This window comes from Melittangium boletus DSM 14713, assembly GCF_002305855.1.
Lineage (GTDB): Bacteria > Myxococcota > Myxococcia > Myxococcales > Myxococcaceae > Cystobacter > Cystobacter boletus.
This window is the reverse complement of the sequence record NZ_CP022163.1, coordinates 3,254,082-3,274,675: the sequence shown is the minus strand read 5'-3', so window position 1 is coordinate 3,274,675 and position 20,594 is coordinate 3,254,082. Positions and strand designations below refer to the sequence as shown.

18 protein-coding genes are annotated in these 20,594 nt (G+C 65.0%); 8 read left to right on the top strand and 10 right to left on the bottom strand.

All coding sequences use genetic code 11. The annotated features are described in order from the left end of the window. The first annotated feature begins 113 nt into the window (after window positions 1–113). Window positions 114–908, top strand: coding sequence for a hypothetical protein (locus MEBOL_RS13650; RefSeq protein WP_095977840.1), 795 nt, complete (start codon window positions 114–116; stop codon window positions 906–908). Window positions 909–985: 77 nt separating this feature from the next. Here MEBOL_RS13650 and MEBOL_RS13645 read toward each other — a convergent pair whose 3' ends face one another. Beyond that, window positions 986–1,723: a glutathione S-transferase family protein gene (locus MEBOL_RS13645; RefSeq protein ID WP_095977839.1), complete on the bottom strand. Its 738-nt coding sequence runs from the start codon at window positions 1,721–1,723 to the stop codon at window positions 986–988. Window positions 1,724–1,803: 80 nt separating this feature from the next. On the opposite strand from MEBOL_RS13645, the gene MEBOL_RS41105 reads away from it, so the two are divergent. After that, window positions 1,804–1,956, top strand: coding sequence for an IS66 family transposase (locus tag MEBOL_RS41105; RefSeq protein ID WP_157774937.1), 153 nt, complete (start codon window positions 1,804–1,806; stop codon window positions 1,954–1,956). 94 nt (window positions 1,957–2,050) lie between these two features. Here MEBOL_RS41105 and MEBOL_RS13640 read toward each other — a convergent pair whose 3' ends face one another. Continuing rightward, the gene (locus MEBOL_RS13640; protein ID WP_218920899.1) at window positions 2,051–3,250 is read right to left on the bottom strand and encodes an FAD-dependent monooxygenase; all 1,200 of its coding nucleotides are present in this window, start codon (window positions 3,248–3,250) and stop codon (window positions 2,051–2,053) included. Between the two features lie 187 nt (window positions 3,251–3,437). Then, on the bottom strand, window positions 3,438–4,046 hold the full coding sequence (locus MEBOL_RS13635) for a hypothetical protein (protein WP_095977837.1): 609 nt from the start codon (window positions 4,044–4,046) through the stop codon (window positions 3,438–3,440). A gap of 171 nt (window positions 4,047–4,217) precedes the next feature. Here MEBOL_RS13635 and MEBOL_RS13630 point away from each other — a divergent pair, with 171 nt between their 5' ends. Further along, window positions 4,218–5,108, top strand: coding sequence for a LysR family transcriptional regulator (locus MEBOL_RS13630; RefSeq protein WP_095977836.1), 891 nt, complete (start codon window positions 4,218–4,220; stop codon window positions 5,106–5,108). 45 nt (window positions 5,109–5,153) lie between these two features. On the opposite strand, the gene MEBOL_RS13625 is transcribed toward MEBOL_RS13630, so the two are convergent. Genes MEBOL_RS13625 through MEBOL_RS13615 form a run of 3 tightly spaced genes read right to left on the bottom strand, consistent with a single transcriptional unit; the run spans window position 5,154 to window position 6,925 of the window. Beyond that, window positions 5,154–5,723, bottom strand: a complete 570-nt coding sequence (locus MEBOL_RS13625; RefSeq protein ID WP_095977835.1) for a YdeI/OmpD-associated family protein — start codon at window positions 5,721–5,723, stop codon at window positions 5,154–5,156. A 19-nt stretch (window positions 5,724–5,742) separates the two neighbouring features. Continuing rightward, window positions 5,743–6,168 carry a VOC family protein gene (locus MEBOL_RS13620; RefSeq protein ID WP_095977834.1) on the bottom strand — a complete coding sequence of 142 codons (426 nt, stop codon included), beginning with the start codon at window positions 6,166–6,168 and terminating at the stop codon, window positions 5,743–5,745. A 19-nt stretch (window positions 6,169–6,187) separates the two neighbouring features. Next, a complete protein-coding gene (locus MEBOL_RS13615) occupies window positions 6,188–6,925 on the bottom strand; it encodes a TetR/AcrR family transcriptional regulator (protein ID WP_095977833.1) in 738 nt (245 codons plus the stop codon). Between the two features lie 574 nt (window positions 6,926–7,499). On the opposite strand from MEBOL_RS13615, the gene MEBOL_RS13610 reads away from it, so the two are divergent. Further along, window positions 7,500–9,308, top strand: a complete 1,809-nt coding sequence (locus MEBOL_RS13610; RefSeq protein ID WP_179956414.1) for an AHH domain-containing protein — start codon at window positions 7,500–7,502, stop codon at window positions 9,306–9,308. Further along, on the top strand, window positions 9,305–9,952 hold the full coding sequence (locus tag MEBOL_RS42120) for a hypothetical protein (RefSeq protein ID WP_179956413.1): 648 nt from the start codon (window positions 9,305–9,307) through the stop codon (window positions 9,950–9,952). Before MEBOL_RS13610 ends, MEBOL_RS42120 begins: the two co-directional genes overlap by 4 nt. 169 nt (window positions 9,953–10,121) lie before the next feature. Here the strand turns inward: MEBOL_RS42120 and MEBOL_RS13600 are convergent, their stop codons facing one another. Then, the gene (locus tag MEBOL_RS13600) at window positions 10,122–13,637 is read right to left on the bottom strand and encodes an RICIN domain-containing protein (protein WP_170115502.1); all 3,516 of its coding nucleotides are present in this window, start codon (window positions 13,635–13,637) and stop codon (window positions 10,122–10,124) included. Window positions 13,638–13,845: 208 nt separating this feature from the next. Here MEBOL_RS13600 and MEBOL_RS13595 point away from each other — a divergent pair, with 208 nt between their 5' ends. Both MEBOL_RS13595 and MEBOL_RS13590 read left to right on the top strand, forming a co-directional pair. Then, window positions 13,846–14,955: a Gfo/Idh/MocA family protein gene (locus tag MEBOL_RS13595; protein ID WP_095982765.1), complete on the top strand. Its 1,110-nt coding sequence runs from the start codon at window positions 13,846–13,848 to the stop codon at window positions 14,953–14,955. 51 nt (window positions 14,956–15,006) lie between these two features. Continuing rightward, entirely contained in the window at window positions 15,007–15,507 is a 501-nt protein-coding gene (locus MEBOL_RS13590; protein ID WP_157774935.1) for a hypothetical protein, read from the top strand. 162 nt (window positions 15,508–15,669) lie between these two features. Here the strand turns inward: MEBOL_RS13590 and MEBOL_RS13585 are convergent, their stop codons facing one another. Then, on the bottom strand, window positions 15,670–17,388 hold the full coding sequence (locus tag MEBOL_RS13585; RefSeq protein WP_245919725.1) for a carboxylesterase/lipase family protein: 1,719 nt from the start codon (window positions 17,386–17,388) through the stop codon (window positions 15,670–15,672). A 404-nt stretch (window positions 17,389–17,792) separates the two neighbouring features. On the opposite strand from MEBOL_RS13585, the gene MEBOL_RS13580 reads away from it, so the two are divergent. Further along, window positions 17,793–18,986, top strand: a complete 1,194-nt coding sequence (locus MEBOL_RS13580) for a hypothetical protein (protein WP_095977828.1) — start codon at window positions 17,793–17,795, stop codon at window positions 18,984–18,986. Window positions 18,987–19,116: 130 nt separating this feature from the next. Here the strand turns inward: MEBOL_RS13580 and MEBOL_RS13575 are convergent, their stop codons facing one another. Beyond that, entirely contained in the window at window positions 19,117–19,512 is a 396-nt protein-coding gene (locus tag MEBOL_RS13575; RefSeq protein ID WP_095977827.1) for a type II toxin-antitoxin system PemK/MazF family toxin, read from the bottom strand. A 40-nt stretch (window positions 19,513–19,552) separates the two neighbouring features. Further along, window positions 19,553–20,542, bottom strand: a complete 990-nt coding sequence (locus MEBOL_RS13570; RefSeq protein WP_095977826.1) for a TerC/Alx family metal homeostasis membrane protein — start codon at window positions 20,540–20,542, stop codon at window positions 19,553–19,555. Window positions 20,543–20,594: the final 52 nt, after the last annotated feature.

The window sequence follows — 20,594 nt, the reverse complement described above, 5'->3', positions numbered from 1 at the left end:
GCTGGATTTCCCAGGGGAGGGGCGCTCCATGCCTCGTGTGTGGCGGAAGCGAGGCCTTGGCACGCGCGATGCTTTGGGTCCCCTCACCCGCTCTGCCCGAAAGCAGCCACGCCATGTCCATCCATTCCGTGTCGAACCGTCCCCAGCCCGCCTTCAACACCCTCGCGAACACCCAGACCGCCACGCCCGCCAGCGCCGTGACGTCGCTGGTCGAGAGCCCCGTGGAGAGCAGCAAGCGGCTCGCGGTCAAGCCGTCGGACACCTTCGCTCCGGGCGTTGCGCCGCGGCAGCTGTCTCCCGAGCTCCGAGACCTGAATCCCGCGCTCCAGAACCTGAGCCCCCCGCTCCAGATTCCGGACCTGATGGACCTGCGCGGGCCGGGCACGCGTCCGGTTTCCCCGCAGCAGCAGGTGCAGAACATCGCCCGCGAGGCCATGGGCGAGCGGCTGGACACGCTCTCTCAGGATCTGGGCGAGCGCGTGGCCCAGCGGAACAAGCCCGAGCCGCTCATGGCGATGGTGAAGCCGCTCTTCGATGATCACCGCCTCGACAAGCTGGGGCCCCTGAATGAGAAGCGGCTCAACAACATGATGGGCGATGCGCTCCAGGAGGCGCGCGGACTGCTCAAGCAGGGCGGCGCCCAGAATCTCGTCCGGGCCGACAAGCTCCTGGACGCGGTGGACAACACCCTGAACGCCAACAGCCCCAAGGCCGAGGCCCGGGCCTCCCAGCAGCTGGAGCGGCTCGTGGGCAAGGACTCGCGGCTCCCCAAGCCCCTGGAGATGGGGCCCGCCCCCAAGCCGGGCTTCGGCGGCCCCTTCGAGGGCGGGCACGGCCCGGTGGTGCACGACAAGCCCGTGCGGCTGGACCTCGGCCAGCAGGACCTCGACGTCCCCACGCTGGGCTGACCTTCCCGCTCAACCCGCTGGGACTTCCGGATGCATCGACGATGACCAGGGGCCCGCGCGGCGGCTTGGCCGCCCGTTCAGGGGCCGCGGGTGGCCGCGTCCACCCGGTCCACGTACCGGGAAAGCCGGGAGCGCGTGGAGATTTGATCGCTCTGCCAGGGGGTGAACTCCTGCCGGAGGCTGAAGAGCTGGGCGAACAGGGCCAGGTCCGCGACAGAGAAGGGGCCCAACCAGAAGCCCTCCTCGGGGGCTCGGGCCTCCAGTGCGTCGAGCTGCTGCTCGAAGCGCCGCCAGCACTCCTCCGGACCCGCGCGCCAGACATCCCGTGCCACGAGCCTGCGCACGATGACATTGCGGACCAGTCCCCCGGTGAGCCCGCGCAGCGGTGCTGGGACGCCGGTGAAGACCTTGTCGCGGAGGCGCGGCCAGTTGCGCTCGTCGGCCCAGCGCGCGCTCACGAGGAAGCCCGACAGCGCGCTGTCCGCGTACTCCTCCCACAGCGTGGCCTCCCCGGCGAGCCGCGCGTCCCGGGGCTCCAGATAGGTGCGCCCCGCGAGTGACTCCAGCCGCGCGAGGATGTCGGTGGAGTCCCCCACGGCCTCGTGCTCACCGATGAGGAGCACGGGCACCTGGCCGGTTGGATGGTACTTCTTGAAGCTGACCGGTATGCCATGGCGACGCGCGTAGGGCAGGCCCAGGTACTTCAGCGCGCGGTGAACCTTCAGGCAGAAGGGCGAGACACTTTCCAGGTGGGGGATTCCGGATTCCCCGACTTCACACAACACGAGGGAGGGATGCGCGGCGGGCGTCGTCATGGACGCCCTTTCAGACCAATTGTCCCGGGGCGTCAAGCAGCTCCTGTACCACTCCCCGCAGCGCACGGGTGAAGTCAGTCATGGATGGTGTTGGGCCCGGGCTTGGTGATGAGCAGATCCGCGGCACCCAGCGCCTGGTGTTTTGCTGGGCCCACGTGCGGCGCGAATTCGTGGAGGCCGAGCAGGTGGCCCCCGCGTGCGCCCAGGTGCTGAGCCGCATTGGCCAGCTGTAACGCCATCGAGATTGGGCGTGACGGTGGATTTCGCGGCCGCGCGCCCTGGTCCGGCCAGAAGTACCTGGGAGCTCGACCTTCGAAGATCGCCCGCTCATGCCACGGTGGCACGAGACTCCTGCGCGACGATGTCGAGCATCGTCTCCTTGTTGTTGCGGAGTATTTTCTGGGCGAGCGGACCTATCAGTCGATTGCCCATGAGGCGCACGGTCGCTCCGCGAATGATTCGCTGAGTCTCGTTGGCCGGAGTGAAGAACTGCCTCGTTTTCAGCCCATGGAGCTGCATGTGGGTGATGAACGGGCGCAGCTTCTCCTCCCACTGGAACAGCGCGCGTTCCACGTCGTCTGGATGCTTCTCCAGCATGTTGCCCAGGAGCTCACCCCCGGCCAGACCGGTCGACGCGCCCATTCCTGAATACAGGGTCAAGCACCACGCGGAATCGCCCACCAGCACGACCCGCCCCTTGTGCCAGCTCTTCATGCGCACTTGATGGGTCGAGTCGAACAGGTACTCGTCCGCGGCCTCGAACTCGTCGAGCAGCTGGCCCAGCACCGACCCCGCCTGTTCCGGTCCGTACGCCTTGCGCAGCGACTCGATGGGGCGGCCGCGGAACTGCGCGGCCACGTCATCGACGCGGTAGGAGAAGAGCACGGTGGGGTTGTGATTCGCGAAGGGAAAGACCCACGCCGATCTCCCTGCCTCGGCCAGGACGAGTCCTTCGTGCGTGGCGTAGCCCCGCACGGGGTTGCGCAGGAGGCAGGCTCCGATCATGTAGTTCAACGGGTAGAAGAAGTTCTCATGCGGACCGAAGACGAGCTGGCGGACGGTCGAGCGCATGCCATCAGCGCCCACCACGAGGTCGAAACGTTCGGTCATGCTCGTGCCGCTCTGGGTGTGGGTCAGCGTGACGTCGACCCCGCGCCCGTCCTGCTCGATGCGGGTGGGGACCGTCGCGAAGCGGATCTCCACGTCCCTCGGCAACGCGGCGAACAAGGAATTCTCCATGTCGCCGCGCAGCAGCGGGCGTGGCGCGCCGGGCACGTCCACGAAGGACATGCCCTTGTACCGACGCTTGCCCCGGTCGATCTCGTAGGTCCGCATCTGCGGGGAGCTTCGATCGACCAGGGTCTCCATCACGCCGAGCCGCTTGGCGGACGCCTGGCCCGTACCGAACAGGGCGATGAAGTAGCCGCCCTTGCGGCGCTCCGGTGCCCGCTCGATGAGCACGGGCTCCCAGCCGAGCTTGTGAAGCCGGATGGCCGTGGCGATACCGCTGATACCCAGTCCAACCACCAGAGCGCGGCGACCGTGTGCCGTTGAGTTCGTCATGATGTTTCAGACGATAAAGAGCGGCGGTGCCCGTCTCCAGAGCATGGCTTGGGGTGGAAATCGGCTTGGATTGGGGCAGGACCTGGCGGCCCTCCGAGGGGCGTGGCGCGGCTGACAACTCCCAAACGCCGCATCCTGAACGCGGAGCGTCTCAGTAGGCCACGACGGTGGGCGTCGTGGTGCTGGTGAAGAAGTCCGGGTAGGTGGCGATGTAGTTGGAGCCGTTCCCGCTCTCGAACGGGATGGTGCCTTCCTTGGTACCCTGAACCTGGAGGGTGGAGCCATCGGCCAGGAGAGACAGCTCCCCGCGATAGACTTTCGAGAAGCGGAACGCGTCATGCGCGTAGAGCGTCGTGGAGCGCACCACCGATAGCGTGTCCGGTGTCAGGTGCCGCAGCTCCAGGTATACGCCGGAGGAGCCGCTCGGCGAGTACTTGTACGTGTAGCTGACGGCGACCCCGAGGTCGTTCGCGGCAATCGACAGACCGGGCTCCGAGTACGAGCCCGCGAGCACCACACTCGCGCTCGGCCACGGGCACGTGGAAGAGGCCTGTCGGGTGATGACGGGCTCGAACAGGGGCGGATGCGAAGTCGAGCTCGTCTGCTGGTAGGTCATGGAGAAGGTGCACCCCTGTGAGAAGGCGGAGGTCAGCGCGGCGGAGTCCGTAGCGGTCCCGAGCGACTCAGCGGTGGCGGGCCCGCCACAGGCGGAGAGCAGGAGGGCGACAGCGAGGGAGGCGGTGGATTTCACAGGATGCATGGGGTTTTGTTCCTTGTTATGCGACAAGCGTCAATACGGCTGCTTTTGAGTTCGTTTGTTTGTTTTCTTGTTTGACACCCACAACCCTATCGGAGCTTGAGGGGGGTCGATAAGGCGCTATAGAGTGAACGCTTTGTTTCCCGAGGCGAACAGTGTCCCAGGAGGACCCAGGTGGATCTGAATGCGGTGATGATGTTCAATCGGGTCGTAAAGTTCGGCAGTTTTTCGAAAGCCGCGACAGAACTTGGCGTCACGAAATCGACAATCTCGAAGAAGATCGCCGAGCTCGAGTCTCACTTGGGAACAACTCTTCTCAGACGAACGACCAGAAGCCTTCAGCTGACGGATATGGGGAAACAGTTCCACGAGCAGTCATCGAGAGGTTTGTCGGAGATCAAAAAGGCGACCGAGCAGGCGCAAGCAGCAGGCGCTGAACCTCAAGGGCGCCTACGTATTACAGCTCCTTCCGATTTCGCGATGAGCGTGATCGCGCCGCTCCTCGCGGGATTTCTAGAGACGTATCCAAGAATCTCGCTCGAGATGATGCTGACCGATAAAATTCTCGATCTGGTGAATGACAACATCGATGTCGCAATCCGGATTGGCCCGATGCTGGATTCAACTCTGAGCGCGAAGAAAGTCGGTCGAGATGTGTTTCAGTTGGTGGCGAGTCCCTTGTATATCAAGCGTTCGCCCTCTCTTCAGGAGCCAGGCGATCTGAAAAAGCACGACTGCCTGGTCTTCGTTCCCAAGCCTGCCATGCGAAGTTGGCGGTTGAAATCCGGAGCCTCGAGAACAACTTTCGAGCCAGAGAGTAAGTTTCTCTCGAATAATGTGTCTGCTGTGAAAGCCCTGGTGGTGGAAGGCGCCGGCGTCGCACTCCTGCCTGTCTCTAATTGTTGGGAGGAGATCAAGGCGAAGCGTATAAAGGTCGTCATGCCGGAGTGGTCGATGGAGGACACACCCATTCATTTCGTGTTTCAGAAACACGGTTTCACGCCACCGAAGGTCTTGGTCTTCATCTCTTATATGGAACAGAAGATGAGGCCGCTCTTCATCTGATGCGGAATGCGTATGAGAAGGGGGCGGGCCCGAAAGTGATGTGCTTCAGTGAAACGCTTCGCCACGCGCCAGCTGCGCGAGCATGTCTCGTATTCGCTTCTTCCGGGTCTCCAAGCGTCTGGCGGTCTGGAGGCGGTGATAGATCACGAATAGATTTCCGCGATCGAGCGTTTCGAAGAACTCCTGGGCGGGACGGTTCTTCCGCAATTCTTCGAGGAAGTCATCCGGCATGACCATCTCGGATGACCCCGAATAGGCCTTCTCCCAGCGCCCGTCCTGACGGGCCGCTTCGACATGCGCCAGGCCAGATGGCTGCATGCGCCCTTCGGCGATCAGACGCTCGGCGTGCTCACGGTTCCTCTTCGACCAGTTCGATCTGGCACGGCGTGGCGTCAAGCGTTGAAGAAACGAGACTTCGTCGAGCGACTTTCGATGACCGTCGATCCAGCCCCATGCAAGGGCCGCGACGACGCAATCGTTCCAGGTGACAGTTGGCGTTCCCGAGTCCTTCTTGTAGATGCGTATCCAGAGTTCTCGCTGGGTCGCGTGGTTCGCCTTCAGCCACTTTTCAAGCTGGTCCGCTGTCTCGAAGGAGCGCGCTTCGGGTGGGTGCATGCCAGGCCCTTTCACTGGCTCAGGGCGCCTTGTACTCCGTAGCGACATCCAGGACCCACGTGATGCCGAAGCGGTCCTTGAGCATGCCATAGAGGGGCGCCCATCCCGACGGCGCCAGCGGCTGCGCGACGGTCGCGCCAACGGAGAGCTTTTCCCAGAACGCGCTGATTTCCTTTTCCGAGTCGCCGCGGACAGAGACGAAGAATGCATTCTTGCCTGGGTCCCACGGCATCCGGGACGGCACGTCGTACGCCATCACTCGGAAGCCGTTCTTGGCGGCGACCTGGCCCCACATCACCTGATCCGCCTCGGACGGCTCCTGGACGCTGTGCGCGTCCTTGTAGGTGACGAGGGTGATGTCACCGCCGAACACGGACTGGTAGAACTCCAGCGCCGCGCGTGCATCGCCACGGAAGTTGAGGTGGTTGGTAACGCTTACGGTCATGACTCTCTCCTATGCGGGTTCAGGTTTTCGAGCGTTTCCGCACGCTCGCGGCTCGTCGGGGCGATGGGGATTCGTCGACCCGTGAGGGGGTGGGAACAGGTTCGTGGCCTGTCGAATCGAGTGCTACCGAGGAGGGCTGCCGCCGGAGGGCCGGCACGATGACTCCGTCAACCATCGACACGAGGAAGGCCAGGTCGATCGGCTTGCGCTGGACGAGGGTTCGGTAGGCGGCCATCGAGGGGATGACCTGGGACAGAGTGCCGATGTCGGCGGACGCCGAGATCTCGCCGCGTTCGACCGCTCGCCGCATCAGCGCGAAGTGCGCGTCGGCCCACGGTTGGACGACCGCGGCGTTGGCTGCGTCGGCGAGCGCCTGGTCTTGCGAGAGCAAGGAGGCGAGCCCCGTCATGATCTTGAGCCTGCGCTCGCTTTCTTCGAGCGACTGCGGCTTGAACAGGCCGAGCAGGTCTCCGCGGAGAGTGCCGGTGTCGGGCAGATGTTCGAGATCGACCTGCTTGCGCTTCATGTGCGCGACGGCGTCGATGACCAGCTCTGTCTTCGACGTCCATCGGCGGTAGATGGTCGCCTTCCCGGCTCCGGCCCTCGCGGCCACGAGGTCCATGGTCAGGCCCGCCGCGCCCACCTCCGCGAGCACCTCGAGCGTTGCTTCGAGGAGCTGGGCGTCGCGCGAGGGGTCTCGCTTGCGTCCTGGCTGCGCAGGCGCGACCTCGACGGAATCGTCATCGTTCTGAGCCATACTCACCTCGGGCGGTATCGATACTATTTAGTTCCGAAACCGTCAAGTTCCGAAATTGCTCGGTGTCGGTCGGCGATCAGTGTTTGGAGCGGGCCGCCGCTCCGAGCATTCCCAACCGGCGCCCCGGCCTCGACAGGCGCCTACCGCTCGTTGGGCGCCCGCCAGGAGCGGAAAAGCATGGAGCGAAGGGGCGGCCTGTAGAAGGGGGGCTGGAGCAGAGAGGCGGAGGAGGGCCGCGGAGTGGGACGTGTGGGCAGTGCGCCAAGCGGGTGGATAGGCCGCGCAGCCTTCTTGGGGTACACACCTGCCCAGTCCGCCCTGCCATGAGCCGAGCCAGCGGTCATCGGGGGGCATGGACAAGGCCTGTTCGTCGCGCTTGAATGCGGCCAACCGACTCCACAACACTCCAGGTGAGCCCATGAGCATCAGGATTGGATTCGTCGATCACAGTGACGGAACAAACTTGAGAACTCTACCAGCCGAGCTTCCTGGTTCGAAGTGCTTGACGAGCGCACCTCTTCCTCCTGGAACCCGGGTGTGTGCCACGGGAGCGCATCCCAACAGACCTGACTGGGTGGAGGTCACCACGTATCTGGATGGCATGCTGTTGAGCGGCTACGTGCAAGGGTTTCGCATCAACACGGATCTTCCCGAGCCCAACGCGAAGCTCCACCACGTGAAAAGAGGGGACAGGCTCGAACCCATCGCCGCGCGCAGCTATCGGCAGGGAATCGAGCCGGGGCGAGACCTGCGGTACTACGAGAATGTGGTCCTCTACGTGAATCAGCGTGCGTGTCGAGCAGGCATTCAGAAAATCAACGGAGACGTCCGGCTCGTCGAGGGGCATCGCATCTGGCTGGTCAGCGTGGCGTTCGCCCAACGACTGCAAGGACTGGTGGAGAGTGGTTCCCTCTCGGGAGGCCTGCTCGCCAGGGCCAGGAGTGTAGGACTGCATCTGGACGACATCATCACGTCCGTAGCGGATTCGCCCAGGCATTTTGGGTCCGTCGCGGGACAGTACAAGGACGCCATCCGGGAACATCTGCCGCAGATCGTCAGCATCGTGGTGATCTTCATCACGGCGGAGCTCGCATCCGCCTTCCTCGCGACGGTCCCCACAGGGGTCTCGCAACTCGCGGCGGCGCTCATCCAACTGGGTCTAGCGGCCTTTGGCGCCAAGGACATGATCGACGCGGGAGTCGAGGCCCTGAAATACGCAACGGAGTGGATCACGCAGGCCTGGAAGGCTCATGGGGACAGCAAGCAACTCGAAGCCGCCAGCAAGTCCTTTCTCCAGATGCTGATGAGCATCGCCATGGCTGCGCTGTCGAAAGCAGGTGTGAAATCGAACTTCAAGCGCGGGCTGACGCTGGCGCGCGGGGTGAAGATCACTCCTCCGCGACTCGAGTACATGGCCGTGGCGTCCAGCAACGGCCATGCGGTGGCTGTCCCCGTCTTCCGACCTGGAAGTATCACGTCCACGGCTACGGCCATGGCCATGAGTCCCAAGCCTGGGCTCGCCGCGGTGCTCCAACAAGGAACTCACGGCACCAGCGCGACGGACACGCCCACAAAGCCAGCCAAGGAATTCCCCGATGACATGGAACTGGAGCGGTTGTTGGAGAAGGCGCCGAACGGCGAGGCGCTCATGCCGTTCGTGGGACGTCCCGTTCCGAAGCCGGGCACGCTGGAGTTCGCCGTGCTCAAGAAAGAACTGGAACAAGCAGGTTATGTACTGGATGTCGTCAAGGAAGGCCCTCAATCGTTCCGACTTCGTCGCCTCAAGGGACAATCTCAAGAACTCGCGCAACTGACGGTGACGGAACGAGGACTGATTGCCCTCAAGGGGGACGGCCCCAGCCGCATCAGCGTGTTCAGTCGGTACCGCAAGAATTATCTGGACTTCATCAAGGAAACAGCGGGAGAGGTCGCGAGCAAGGCCGCGGAGGCGCGCATCAGCGCCGGAAACCAGTTACACCACCTGATTCCGGATGGTGTCGCCCAAAGCCATCCCCTCATCCTGGAGGCGCTTGAACGGCTGAAGGGATACACCATTGATCGTGGGACAAACATCATTGACATGCCCAGCATCCCCAACGCAGAAGGGCAACTCATGCATCTGGGCAATCACCCCAAGTACAGCGCCTATGTCCGAACCAAGCTCACCTCCGCACAGCGCGCCCTCGGCCCGCTCGAGAAGGTCAGCCTCCAGCAACTCCACCAGACGCTCCTGAGAATCGAGACCGAGCTGCGCAAGGCCATTCAAGGCATCGACCCGCTGCCCCCTCATGTGCTCAAGGAAATCGCTGAGGATGGAATCGTGGTGGGCAGGAAGCTCGCCATGCTGGAGCGCCCCTCACATGAGGAGTCCTTCCCGGCATGATCTACGCCCTGACGGCCGACACCTCGCACATCGAGGAAGAAGACGTCCATGACGCGACCTTGATCGACTTCAAGGGCGCGAAGGACGCGACCTTCTTCCATCCTGGCGTCGACTACCAGCGGGAGTGCGGGGCTCCCGAGGTCATCGAGTTCGTCGGGAACCTGGAGCATGCGGCCCGGCTCGATCACCTCTTCACGACCCCCCTGGACGTCCTGCTCATCTCCAAGCGGATGGTGCGGGTGCTCGAATCCGTGCGCGCATTTCCCCACCGGCTTCTCCCGGTGACGATCTACGCGGAGAAGATCAAACACCTCGTCCAGGATCGCACCACGGGGTACCGGACCTGGCATCAGGTGCAGGACGCCACCTTGCGCAATGACAACTTCGTCATCCTCCAGCTGACGGAGTCGCTCGATTGTTTGGATCGTGGTCGGACTCTCGTGGAGGGCGTGTCCTTCCGCCAAAGCGGTCGAGATTACCTGAGCGCGGAAGAAGCCGAGCACCTTGAGCTCCGGCCGCCTCCCGGAGATTTTCCGCCCGTGTTCTTCGTTCCCGAACTGCTCTTCTACTGCTTCTCCGAGGAGGCGAAGCGCGCGTGTGATCAGGCCGGTTTGAAGGGCCTCTGGTGGCGCCCTCAGCGCTGAGGGAGGGTGTCGCGGAAGCGCTCGAACGCATACGCGGAGGGCGAAGCGTGGGTCCCGGATGTGGGCGTGGAACCCGCGTCCGTCCTGTCCGAGCAGGCCTCGCTGCCCGAGCGCAACCAGAGCCCACTCGCGTCCCCGTGACCGAGCCGCGCACATGGCCCCGCCCGACTCAAGGCCAGAGGCGCTGGGTCCATGCCCTCCACTTCTCGATGCGCTGCGGCTCGGCGCCCATCTGCGTGACCTTCCAGAGGCCGTACTGATGGAACTGCTCGGGCGTCGCCCGGCCATCCACCACGTTCATGGCGTAGGTGCCCGGAGAGGGCTGCGCCAGCGGCTTCTTCGTCGCGTCCACGCAGAACGAGAACCCGGCGTACGGCTCGCTCTCACCCAGCTCCGTGTTGGCCGGGTCGCACCGCCTCCAGTTCTCGGGTGCCGTGTCGGCGAACAGGGCGTTGAACTGGTTCATCGCCCCGTTGACCACCTTCAGGTGCAGGCCCGGCTGGAGCTGATCGAACTGGCTGAAGGGCGTCCTCGCCGTGCCCTGGGTCGTCGCCCGGTCGATGAAGTTGACCGGAATCAGGTGCTTCATGGCCTGCGCCCGGCCGAAGCGGCCCCGGTTGTTGATGAGGTTGCCGGTGTCGGACGCCACGTAGAGCGGGATGTCGTTGTTGACGTACTGCGCCCCCTTGATGCGGGCCTGCAGCAGCCGGATGTTGCTCAGCAAGGCCGCGTTCGCGTGCGCGGGCGTCGAGGTCCCCACGGTGCTCGCCAGGATCTCGTCGAACCCGGTCAGGTACGGCCAGTCCACGGAGAAGTTCACCCAGTCGCCCTGGGCCCCCGGGTTGAGGGTGACCTGCATCTGGTACCAGATGTTGGTCCGGTAGTACGAGCCCGCGAGGTTCGCGCGCTCCCAGGCCAGATACCACTCCCGCGTGACCTGTCCCGAGGCGGTCTCGTCGGCCTGGTAGAGCATGTGCGGCGCCAGGAAGAACACGCTCACCGTGTTGAAGGGCCAGCCACGCGCCTCGCCCCTCCCTTTCCAGCTCTGGGTGGCGGAGGTGTAGTCCCCGATGAACCACTTCTGGTTGCCCTCGAGTCCGTAGGTATGGGCCCACTCCCACTGCTTGATGACATTCCAGTGCAGCATGCTCATGACGGCGCGCTCGATGAACGCGTTGGTCGTGAAGGCACTTGGCTCGCTGGCGGTCGTGCTGGACGAGGCGCGCTGGGCCAGCAGGCGGGCCCCCACCTGCGCGCCATACTCGCCGGAGCGGGCGATGTGGTTGCCTCGGCCGCCGCCCAGGAAGTTGTAGGCCTCCCAGCCCGAGAGCTGGAAGTAGCCCTGGATCTGGTTGCGCTCGGCGGGCGTCAGGTGGCTCCAGTCGCCATACTGGCCGTTGGGATTCGCGTGGGCCTTGAGCCAGGTCTCGATCCGGTTGGCGCCGGCCCTGGGGTCCTGGCGGTTGCCCTGGGCCCACCGCGCCCCGTTCTCGAAGGAGCCGCCCGCGTCGGCGCCGGTGGGCCAGACGTCGAGCGGATGGATGGGTGGCAGCCACGCATTCCAGTCCGGGTACTGCAGCGGCATGGCGACTTCGCGCGCGTTCAGGGTGGCGTGGGCGTTCATCACTCCATCGACGTCGGCCTGGCTGAGATTGAGGGGCTGGTCATCCAGGGGCTTGCCGAAGAGAGCCTTGAAGGCCAGCGCGGGGCTCTCGAGCACGGCGCTCAAGCCGGCCCCGGCCGCCCACTCGATGATGGGTTTGCCGTCCAGGCCCGGCCCGGGCTGGTAGGGCGGATTCCACGGCGCGGCCTGGGTCACGTGCGGCACGTCCCGCTGGCTGTAGCGCAGGTAGGCCACGATCTGACGGCCCTGCGCCTCGGTCAGCCCGTGGAAGCGCGAGCGTTGCACGATGGAGTTGTTGGAATAGTTGAAGTACTGCAGGTCACGCCCGTCGGTGGCGTGGCAGGACGCGCAGGCGGCCTGGATGGTACGGGGAACGATGCTGGATTTGGCGAGCCTGCCCTGCCCGTGCCAGAGCGCCTCGCCCGCCGTGACGTCGGCGGTCCAGGTCCGGCCGGCCAGCTTCTCTGCCTGGATGTCGGCGAACTGCATGGGATTGCTGGCCTGATTGATTCCCTGGGCGTCCTGTAATTGGAGTGCGAGGACGCGATAGCCGTTGGACTCGCCGTCGGTGCCGTTGAAGCGGAACTGGATGAGGTTGGTCCGGGGAGCGGCCACGAGTCGCGCCTTGGTCGCGGCGTCGAGCACGAGGCTCATTCGGGTGGTGTAGAGCCCGCCGCGCGTCAAGCCGCCCTGGACCCGTTCCGCGTCCGCCAGCCTGACGGTGGCGTCGGTGATGTCGACCCAGGGGATGTTGCCCGCCTGGGAAGGCTCGACGCCTCCCAGCACGCGCACGCTGGCCTTGACCTTGGTGGGCGGCTGGCTCGTGGCCTCGAACTCAGGGGCGCCGAAGAAGGCACAGCGGTGGCACTGCCACCAGAGCTGGCTCACGCCCCCAATCCGGCTGGCGTCCACCTGCAGATTCGCCTCCGCGACGGTCGGGGTCAGCGGCGAGCCGTTGCCCAGGAGCTCGAGCGGGAGCTTCAGCGGGCTGCCGGACGGAGCGGGTGGAGGCTGTGGCTGCGCCGCGGGCACCAGCCTCCACTGCTGATTCGGCTGGCCCTCGCCACTGCAATCCCATTGGTGGATCCGTCCGCCCACTTGCGCGCTGATGTCCTTCACGTCCAGGCACTTGCCGCTGTGCACGGCCTTGAGCAGGAAGGCATCGCCCACGGCGCTCGCCGTGAAGCGCTGATGGGCCCCGCCCGCATAGCCCCACTGTTGAATCAGCGTTCCACTGGCCGTGGACTCACCGCTCACGTCCAAGGACAGGCCGCTGTGGACACTCTGGAGCTGGTAGGAGCCGTTCGCCGCGGGCAGCACCTCGAAGCGCTGGGGGTTCTCCTGGGTGCAGGTCCCCTGCTGGACCTTGGCTCCCGCCGCCGTGCTGGCGCCTTCCAACTCCAGACACAGGCCGGAGTGCACCGGCCGCAGGGTGTACTGGCCCAGGGCCAGGGCGCTACGGCTGGTGCCGCTCTGTGGGTAGAGCAGGAACCGCTGCGCCGCCTGACCGTCGCAGGTGGCCTGCTGCAAGCCGGCGCCCTGTGCGGTGGACCCTCCGGCGATCGCCACGCACTTGTCGCTGCCGGCGTTGACGAGGCTGTAGCGGTTGCCCTGATCGCGCCGCAGGAGGAAGCGCTGCGCGAGGGAGTTGTTGTCGCTCCACTGCTGGATGAGCGCCCCCTCCGCCATCGAGCCCCCATTCAGATCGAGCGCCCGGCCCGTCCCCACGCTGATGAGCTTGTAGCCCCTCCCGGGCTCCAGGGTCACCTCGAAGGCCTGGTTCAGCCCGTTGTCGCAGCGGGCCTGCTGGACCTTGCCGCCGTCGGTGGTGGCGGCGACGGCCTCCACGCAGTGACCGCTCAGCACACTCGCGAGCACATAGCGGCCCGTCGGCGGGGGGGGACTGGTGTCGACCGCCAAGGGCGCGGAGACCGCGACGCCCACCGCTCCCGTGTCAGCACCGCCTCCACACGCGGCCAGCAGCCCCAGCATGGCCAGTGCCGCCGCCGCGCTCCCGAGGCACGAGCTGCCCCTGTTTGGATTGGACACCCTGCGATTCATTCGGGGCCTCCTCCCGGAGAATGAAATAGAACCCGCCATCTTTAACTGCTTGTTCTTGAAATACCTGGATCCATCGATCTTTTGCATGGACCCGGTCATCGGTCGCCGAGGGGCATCGAGTAGGCTCCGCGCGGCCCAGCCATCCCGCCGGGCCGTCCATGCCCCCGAGGCCCGCTCGAAAGCCTCGAGGCGCGAGTCAGGAGCGGCCGTGACGTTACGTGTCGGCATCATCAGTGCGAATTGGGGCACCTACGCCCACCTGCCCGCGTGGCGCGCGGTGCCGGGCATTGAGGTGGTCGCGGTCTGCACCTCACGCAAGGAGACGGCCGAGGCGGCCGCCGAGCGCTGCGACATTCCTCGCGCCTTCTGGGACGCGCGGGCGATGGCGGCCGACCCGGACATCGACATCATCGACTGCGGCACGCGCGCGAGCATCCGCGAGGGGATGGTCCTCGCCTGCCTGGAGAACGGCAAGCACGTCTACAACGCCATTCCCCACGCGGTCGGCCTCGAGGGGGCGCGCGTGCTCAACGAGGCCTGGGCCAGGAGCGGGCGGGTGGGGGTGGTCGACGCCTTCTCCGAGTGGGTGCCCGCCCACCAGATGATGAAGGAGATGATCGAGGACGGCGCGTTGGGCCAGCCCTTCGGCGGCACCTGCGTCTTCAACATGTCCCTCTACAACATCCTCGACCCGCGATTTCCGTACAACTGGTTCGCGGAGAAGGGGCACGGCGTCTCGGCGGTGCGCAACCTTGGTAGCCATGCGCTGCACATGCTGGCCGCCATGTTCGGCGAGGTGGAGGAACTGGTCGCCCACGACGGCCAGCTCCTGCCCGAGTGGCGCTCGGCCGATGGCGAGACGGTTCTCAAGGTCGAGACCAACGACTTCGCCTCGATGCTGCTGCGCTTCAAGAGCGGGCTCGTCATCCAGTGCCAGTGCTCGTGGAACGCGACGCTCGGCTCCGGCTGGCTGCTCGACGTGTTCGGCTCGAAGGGCCGGCTGGTCGCGCAGGCGCCTTCCTTCCCCACCAGCCGCGATACGACCCTCCATGCCGGTCGGCTCGGCGAGACCGGCCTCGGCCGTGTCGAGATTCCCGAGCGACTGCTGCGCACGCCCGAGGTCGGCCTCGATTCCGAGGCGGCCATCCAGCCCGCGCACCCCATGTCGCTGTCGATGAACGCCATGGCGCGGGCCATCGAGGGCAAGGGCCAGGCGCGGCCCGACTTCGCCCAGGCGTGGAGGGTCGAGCGCCAGCAGGAAGCGATCCAGCGCTCGATGCGCGAGCGCCGCTGGGTGCGGATCGACGAAATCACCTGATGGAGCCGCGGATAGACAGGATATGCTCGCGAGAGGAAAGGGAGGAACTCCATGCGACGTGGCTCAATGCGTGCGTTTTCTGTTGTCGTTGGGTTGTCTTTCTCGTGGGCGCTCCCCGCGCTGGCGGAGGCCCCCGCGGCCAACGTCGGGAGTCTCGAATGCGAAGGCATTCGTGAGTTGAAAGCGCTGGTCGAAAAACAGCAGTCCCTCCTGGCGGAGAATCACTCCTACGCGGTGAATTTGGCGGAGTTGATCTCCGCGGGATACATGCCCGCCGAGTGTCCGGATGGCTCGCGTGTGCGCGTGTCGGGGCCGAATCTGGTGGGGGGATGCCACTTCTCCTATGGGCTGGTCTCCGTGGTGAACAATCCCCAAACTGGAGATTTCACTTTCGAAGCAGCGGCCTATGGTGTGAAGGGGACGCCGTCCGCGGGGCTCGAACTGTATGTCGTCCGGATCGTGAGCCGTTACCACGACTTCATTGAGTCCTACATGTATCGCAATGGGGTGTACAGCGATGTGGATTTGAATGCGTGCTCGCGGGCCGACTAGTCCCGCGAGCAGTGGGGGCGAACTCGGCTTCGGGTTCATCCTCACCACCGGGCCGAGAGGCTGGTGCGCGCGGCATGGAATTCCATCACCCAGCACACAGACGAGATACCGTAGCCGGGCTCTTCCGGGCCCATCAGGGGACGGGCCCGGAGCGAGACCGACTCAGCCGAGGCCCGCCATGAGATTGTCCATGGCCGTGCCAACCCTGTTGAACGCGTCCATGTTCTCGAACTCCGCATCCTCGTGGTGCTGCTGCATGAAGTCCGTCGCCACCGAGATGGACTCGCCCAAGAGGAGCGTCTTGTCCGCCTCCGCCGTCTGCCGAGGCCATTCCGGACTCGGCTCGCCGGTGCGAGCGAAGTTGAACCAGCGCTCGCTGACGCTGCTGGCGACCTCGTAGTCCTTCGCCGTGACCGTGACCGGATTCTGCGGCTGGCCCGGCGGGAAGGGCGGGGCGTATTTGAGCGTGTCCATGACGAAGCCGACCTCGTCGCCGTGACGCGTGCCCTTGGTGACGAAGGGGCGGTGGTTCTCCGCGGTGTAGTCGAAGTAGTACCGCCACGTCGGTGCACGCTGGCTGTGCGCCTTGGCGAGCCTGTAGGTGGCCACGGTGAAGAACGCGTCGCGGGCCAGGCGGCGACCAAGCTCATCCTGGTCGGGAGATTCCTGCTCCGCGAGATCCAGGTAGTAGCGCTTGGGGCGTTTGACCAGGGTGGTGGTCACCGCCAGAGTGACGATCTGGCTCGGGTTGCCTTTGAGCTGGTCGAGCACCACGCTCCCGTCATCGCTGGTGTTGCCAATGATGAGCGGCAATGCCGCCACCTCGCCCTTCTCGAAGCGGGCGAGGATCCCATCCGTGCCGGGGAGTACGACGTCTCCGGCGATCCCGACCGGGGAGTTCGCCGTCCCCTTGAAATCCTTCGCGGGGTCGATGGGGACGTTCATGAGAACCTCCGCCTCGACGCCGCGGAGCTGCGCGAGGGTCGCGGTCGCGCCTTGCCCTTTCTCAAGCCCGAGGACGACTTCCGCGAGCCGGGTGCCGCGCTCGAGCGCCTTCTCCCGGGAGGCCTCCGCCGTCCGGTACACGCTCTGGGCAATGCTGCGGTGGAAGAGGGGCTTTTCCCGATCCTTGGTGAGCGGCGAGGCGAAGAGCGCGAGGACGCTCCGCGCACCTGCGGATTGACCGAAGATGGTCACGTTGTTGGGATCGCCCCCGAACTTTTCGATGTTGCGCTGCACCCACTCGAGCGCGGCGATCTGATCGAGCAGCCCGAAGTTGTAAATCCGCTGCTGCTCGACGGTGACCTCCTTTTCGAGCGCGGGGTGCGCCAAGAAGCCGAGGGCACCCATTCGGTAGTTGATGGTGACCAGGATCGCGCCGCGATTCACGAACGGCGCCCCATGATAGATGGGCAGCCTGCCCGCGCCGATGATGTAGGCCCCGCCGTGGATCCACACCATGACCGGGAGCTTGGGGGCGCCCGCCTTGGGCTGGGGCGTCCAGACATTGAGATAGAGACAATCCTCGCTCATGGCAAGGGGATCGCCCCCGCCGACCTCGATGCAAAGGTCCCGATTCTGGAGACAAGACGGGGCCTGGTCGTTCGACGGGAGCGTCTGGGTCCAGGGCGTGACGGGCTGCGGCGCCCTCCAGCGCAGGTTCCCCAAGGGCGGCGCGGCGTAGGGAATGCCCATGTACGCCACGACGTCTTCCACGAGGGCGCCCTGCACGGGGCCCTCCACGGTGTTGATGATGGGCAAGGTAGTAGTGCTGGTGGTCATTTCGTTCGACTCCCTCCGCGCGGATCCGTACCGGTCCGCCGCGCGAGCGCACAGAATGGAAAGTGATGGCAACAGACGATCTACGACGATCGTGGTCACGCATTGAACAGCGGAATCAACCATACGCATGGTACGCGAAGTAACATATCTGTTTTTCGCTGAATTGACAGTCTGGCGATTTTGTGATCCGGCGGTTCAGCCCTGCGCAACTGGGTCGTGCGCGCCGAAGCGGGAGCGGCCACGCGCCCGCGTTGTTTCCGCCGTACCTCGTGCTCAGCTCGCTGACCTTCATGCTCTATTGGAAGGACAACCGCGGCGCCGAGCGTGGTGCCTGGCGCACGTTGGATGCGCTCCTACACAGTTGGGGGAACTGAGCGCCCAGCAGGTGTTCCGCCACCCTTGACCCCTTCGCTCGCTTCATCCGAGCGGACGCGCGATGGCTCCGTCTCGTCCGTATGGCTACGTTATCTATCTGATGTCCCGGACGACAAAGGAGCCTCACCATGGAGGCAGGCAATCCCTCTTCGGCCCAGAAAAAGCCTTCAGAGTGGGGGCACTTCACCAAGAGGGCTCTCTGGGTGAGGCTCCAGGGCCTGGACGCTGACCTGCGCATCCTGCGTGCTCGACGGAACGAGCTCTCGAAAGACGGCCCCGACCTCGAGGAGCTCGAGGCACGACTGGTACGGGCGAAGGAATACGCCGAGCAGAGTAGCAAGCGGCCCTACCGCCCGGTGGATGAGATCTGGGCTCTCGTTCACGGAATCGAGGCGGACAGGCTACTCCTCATGCCCTTGGACCTCCTCCCCTCCGAGGTGCTGGCGTTGGAGGAGCAGTTCCGGAGGAAGATCGAGGAGCCCGTGGCGCGCGAGGTCTGGCTGGGCCAGGACAAGAACTCCGGCCCGCTCTACCAGACAGCCAAGCTGGTCAAGGAGCTCGCCTTCCAGGAAACCCTATCTCCCAACCAGCAACAGGAGCTTCGGCTGGCACGGTATGAGTTATGGACCGCGCGCCACCTCGTGAACAGACATGCGGAAAAGTATTCTCGGCAGCGCTCCTTGAATATGCAGCTTCGGGTCATGAGCGGTGGCCTGCTGCTGGCGGCCTTCTTCCTGTCGTTCTGCTTCAATCTACCGCAGTCGCTCTACACGACCCTGACTTCGCGGACCTCGGAGGAAAAGATATGGCCGTTGAATGGAATCCTGTCCATCGCCTTGCTCGGGGTAGCAGGAGCCATCGTGGCCAATCTTCTCTCGGTCAATCCGGTGCTCAGCGCGCACGGCCTCAGCAACCGGACGCAGTTGTTTGGCTATTGCCTGTTCATCAAGCCCGCTCTTGGGGCTTTCGCCGCGCTCCTGGTCTTCGTATTGGCCCAGTCCCAGCTCCTCTTCAGCATCGAGAGCAGCGGGAACGAGCCGCCACAAGCGCGTCCTCCAAACGCCCAACAGACCCTGAGCCCTCAATACCGGCCTCCCCTCCAAATCCAACTGGGGAGCCAAAGGGCCCTGGCATATACCTACATCGTCTTCTTCATCGCGATAGGCTTCTCCGCCGAGAAGTTCCTGGGGTCCACGATGGACAGGGTGATGAGCAAGCTGTTCGTCCTGTCGGAGAAGGAAGAGCACTCACCCGGTATTCCGCCCACGACGCCGGCCCCTGGCGCGAGCAGGCCCGCATTCTGGAGACGAGCCGAGGCCTGAAAACACCAGGCCTCGGCTTGGGAGTCGAACCCGTTACTGCATCTTCGGCTCGCGGCCGCAGGTGTTCATGTACCTGAATGGCGAGCACACAATGTGCGGGAGAGCCGCCTGCGCCGCTCCCGGGGGGTTGTCAGCGGTTGAAGAAGGAGGCCTGCTGGAAGCGCATGCCGGCCAGAATCTGCTCGACCCGCTCGTCGGAGAGCGTCCCGATGTACTCGCCCAGTTGCGTCTTCTCGACCGAGGACACCTGCGACACGACGAGGACGCTCTGCTTGGGCAGATTGCCTTCCCCCACGTCGAGCAGCACATTGCCGGGTTCGCTCGCCCGCTTCAGGTTCGAGGTCAATGCACAGATGACCACGGTATGGATGCGCGAGCGATTGAAGACATCGTCCTGAATCACCACATACGGGTGGGGAATGGCGGGAATCGACCCTCGCGATTCATCGGGCACCACCCAGAAGATGTCACCTCGATGGATGGTCGCTGGGTCCCTGTCCGTATGCGTCGCTGACTTCGTATCCATGCGAGTGCCCGCCGAATCGCGCTGATCTTCGTCGGGTGTCCTACCTCAACGCGTCTCGGGAGGTAAGGTCATGGGGCCCTGAGGCTCCGGACTCCCGGGGATTCTTCCGCGCCGTCCGGGCCCGGTCGCGCAGGCTCCACCCGACGGAGGCGCCAATGAGCACCGCGATGATGCCCACTGACGCCAGGGGCGGTATCTCCACCCAACTGGACAGCAGCATCTTCGCCGCGGCGAACGCCAGCACCGCCGCGAGCCCCCAGTGCAGGTAGCGCAATTCGTGCACCGTCTTGGCCAGGGCGATGTAGAGCGCGCGCAGGCCGAGGATGGCGAGGATGTTGGAGGTGTAGACCACGAACAGGTTGCGGCTCACCGACATGGCCGCCGGCACCGAGTCGATGGCGAATGCCACGTCCGACAACTCGATGGTGATGAGCGCGAGCAGGAGCGGTGTCGCCTGCCACTTTCCGTTCTCGCGCAGGAAGAAGCGCTTGCCGTCGAACTCGCGCGTCACCGGCAGGTGCTTCTCCAGGAAGCTCACCAGCTTGTTCTTCTCCTCGTTGGATTGCGTGGGCGGGCTCTTCGCCACCCGGAAGGCGGCCACGAGCAGGAGCGCGCCGAAGACGTAGACGACCCAGTGCCAGCGCTCCAGCGCCTCCAGGCCCAGGAAGATGAACAGGGCCCGGAAGCCGAGCGCCCCGAGAATGCCCCAGAAGAGCACCCGCCGCTGTTTGTCCTCGGGCACGTTCAGGCTGGAGAAGATGACGAGGAAGACGAACAGGTTGTCCAGGCTGAGGCTCTTCTCGATGAGGTACGCGCCCAGGTACTCCTGCGCGGCCGTGCCTCCATGCCTCAGCGCGACGAAGCCCGCGAACGCCAGCCCCACGCCAATCCACGCCGCGCTCCAGGCATAGGCCTTCTTGCGCGACTCGTGGTGGGCGCCGCGATGGGCCACGAGATCAATGGCCAGCATCGCCAGGACGATGACGCCGAACAGGCCCCATTCCCAGGGCGAGACGTGGGTGGAGGTCATCCCCGCCAAACTGGTGATCCCCGGCTCCCTCCACAATGGGACCCGGGGCTTC

What these genes read in the sequence shown, in the direction of transcription:
- MEBOL_RS13650 (WP_095977840.1), top strand. Translation starts at nt 114, where the DNA reads ATGTCCATCCATTCCGTGTCGAACCGTCCCCAGCCCGCCTTCAACACC.
- MEBOL_RS13645 (WP_095977839.1), bottom strand. Translation starts at nt 1,723, where the DNA reads ATGACGACGCCCGCCGCGCATCCCTCCCTCGTGTTGTGTGAAGTCGGG.
- MEBOL_RS41105 (WP_157774937.1), top strand. Translation starts at nt 1,804, where the DNA reads ATGGATGGTGTTGGGCCCGGGCTTGGTGATGAGCAGATCCGCGGCACC.
- MEBOL_RS13635 (WP_095977837.1), bottom strand. Translation starts at nt 4,046, where the DNA reads ATGCATCCTGTGAAATCCACCGCCTCCCTCGCTGTCGCCCTCCTGCTC.
- MEBOL_RS13625 (WP_095977835.1), bottom strand. Translation starts at nt 5,723, where the DNA reads ATGCACCCACCCGAAGCGCGCTCCTTCGAGACAGCGGACCAGCTTGAA.
- MEBOL_RS13620 (WP_095977834.1), bottom strand. Translation starts at nt 6,168, where the DNA reads ATGACCGTAAGCGTTACCAACCACCTCAACTTCCGTGGCGATGCACGC.
- MEBOL_RS13615 (WP_095977833.1), bottom strand. Translation starts at nt 6,925, where the DNA reads ATGGCTCAGAACGATGACGATTCCGTCGAGGTCGCGCCTGCGCAGCCA.
- MEBOL_RS42120 (WP_179956413.1), top strand. Translation starts at nt 9,305, where the DNA reads ATGATCTACGCCCTGACGGCCGACACCTCGCACATCGAGGAAGAAGAC.
- MEBOL_RS13600 (WP_170115502.1), bottom strand. Translation starts at nt 13,637, where the DNA reads ATGAATCGCAGGGTGTCCAATCCAAACAGGGGCAGCTCGTGCCTCGGG.
- MEBOL_RS13590 (WP_157774935.1), top strand. Translation starts at nt 15,007, where the DNA reads ATGCGACGTGGCTCAATGCGTGCGTTTTCTGTTGTCGTTGGGTTGTCT.
- MEBOL_RS13580 (WP_095977828.1), top strand. Translation starts at nt 17,793, where the DNA reads ATGGAGGCAGGCAATCCCTCTTCGGCCCAGAAAAAGCCTTCAGAGTGG.
- MEBOL_RS13575 (WP_095977827.1), bottom strand. Translation starts at nt 19,512, where the DNA reads ATGGATACGAAGTCAGCGACGCATACGGACAGGGACCCAGCGACCATC.
- MEBOL_RS13570 (WP_095977826.1), bottom strand. Translation starts at nt 20,542, where the DNA reads ATGACCTCCACCCACGTCTCGCCCTGGGAATGGGGCCTGTTCGGCGTC.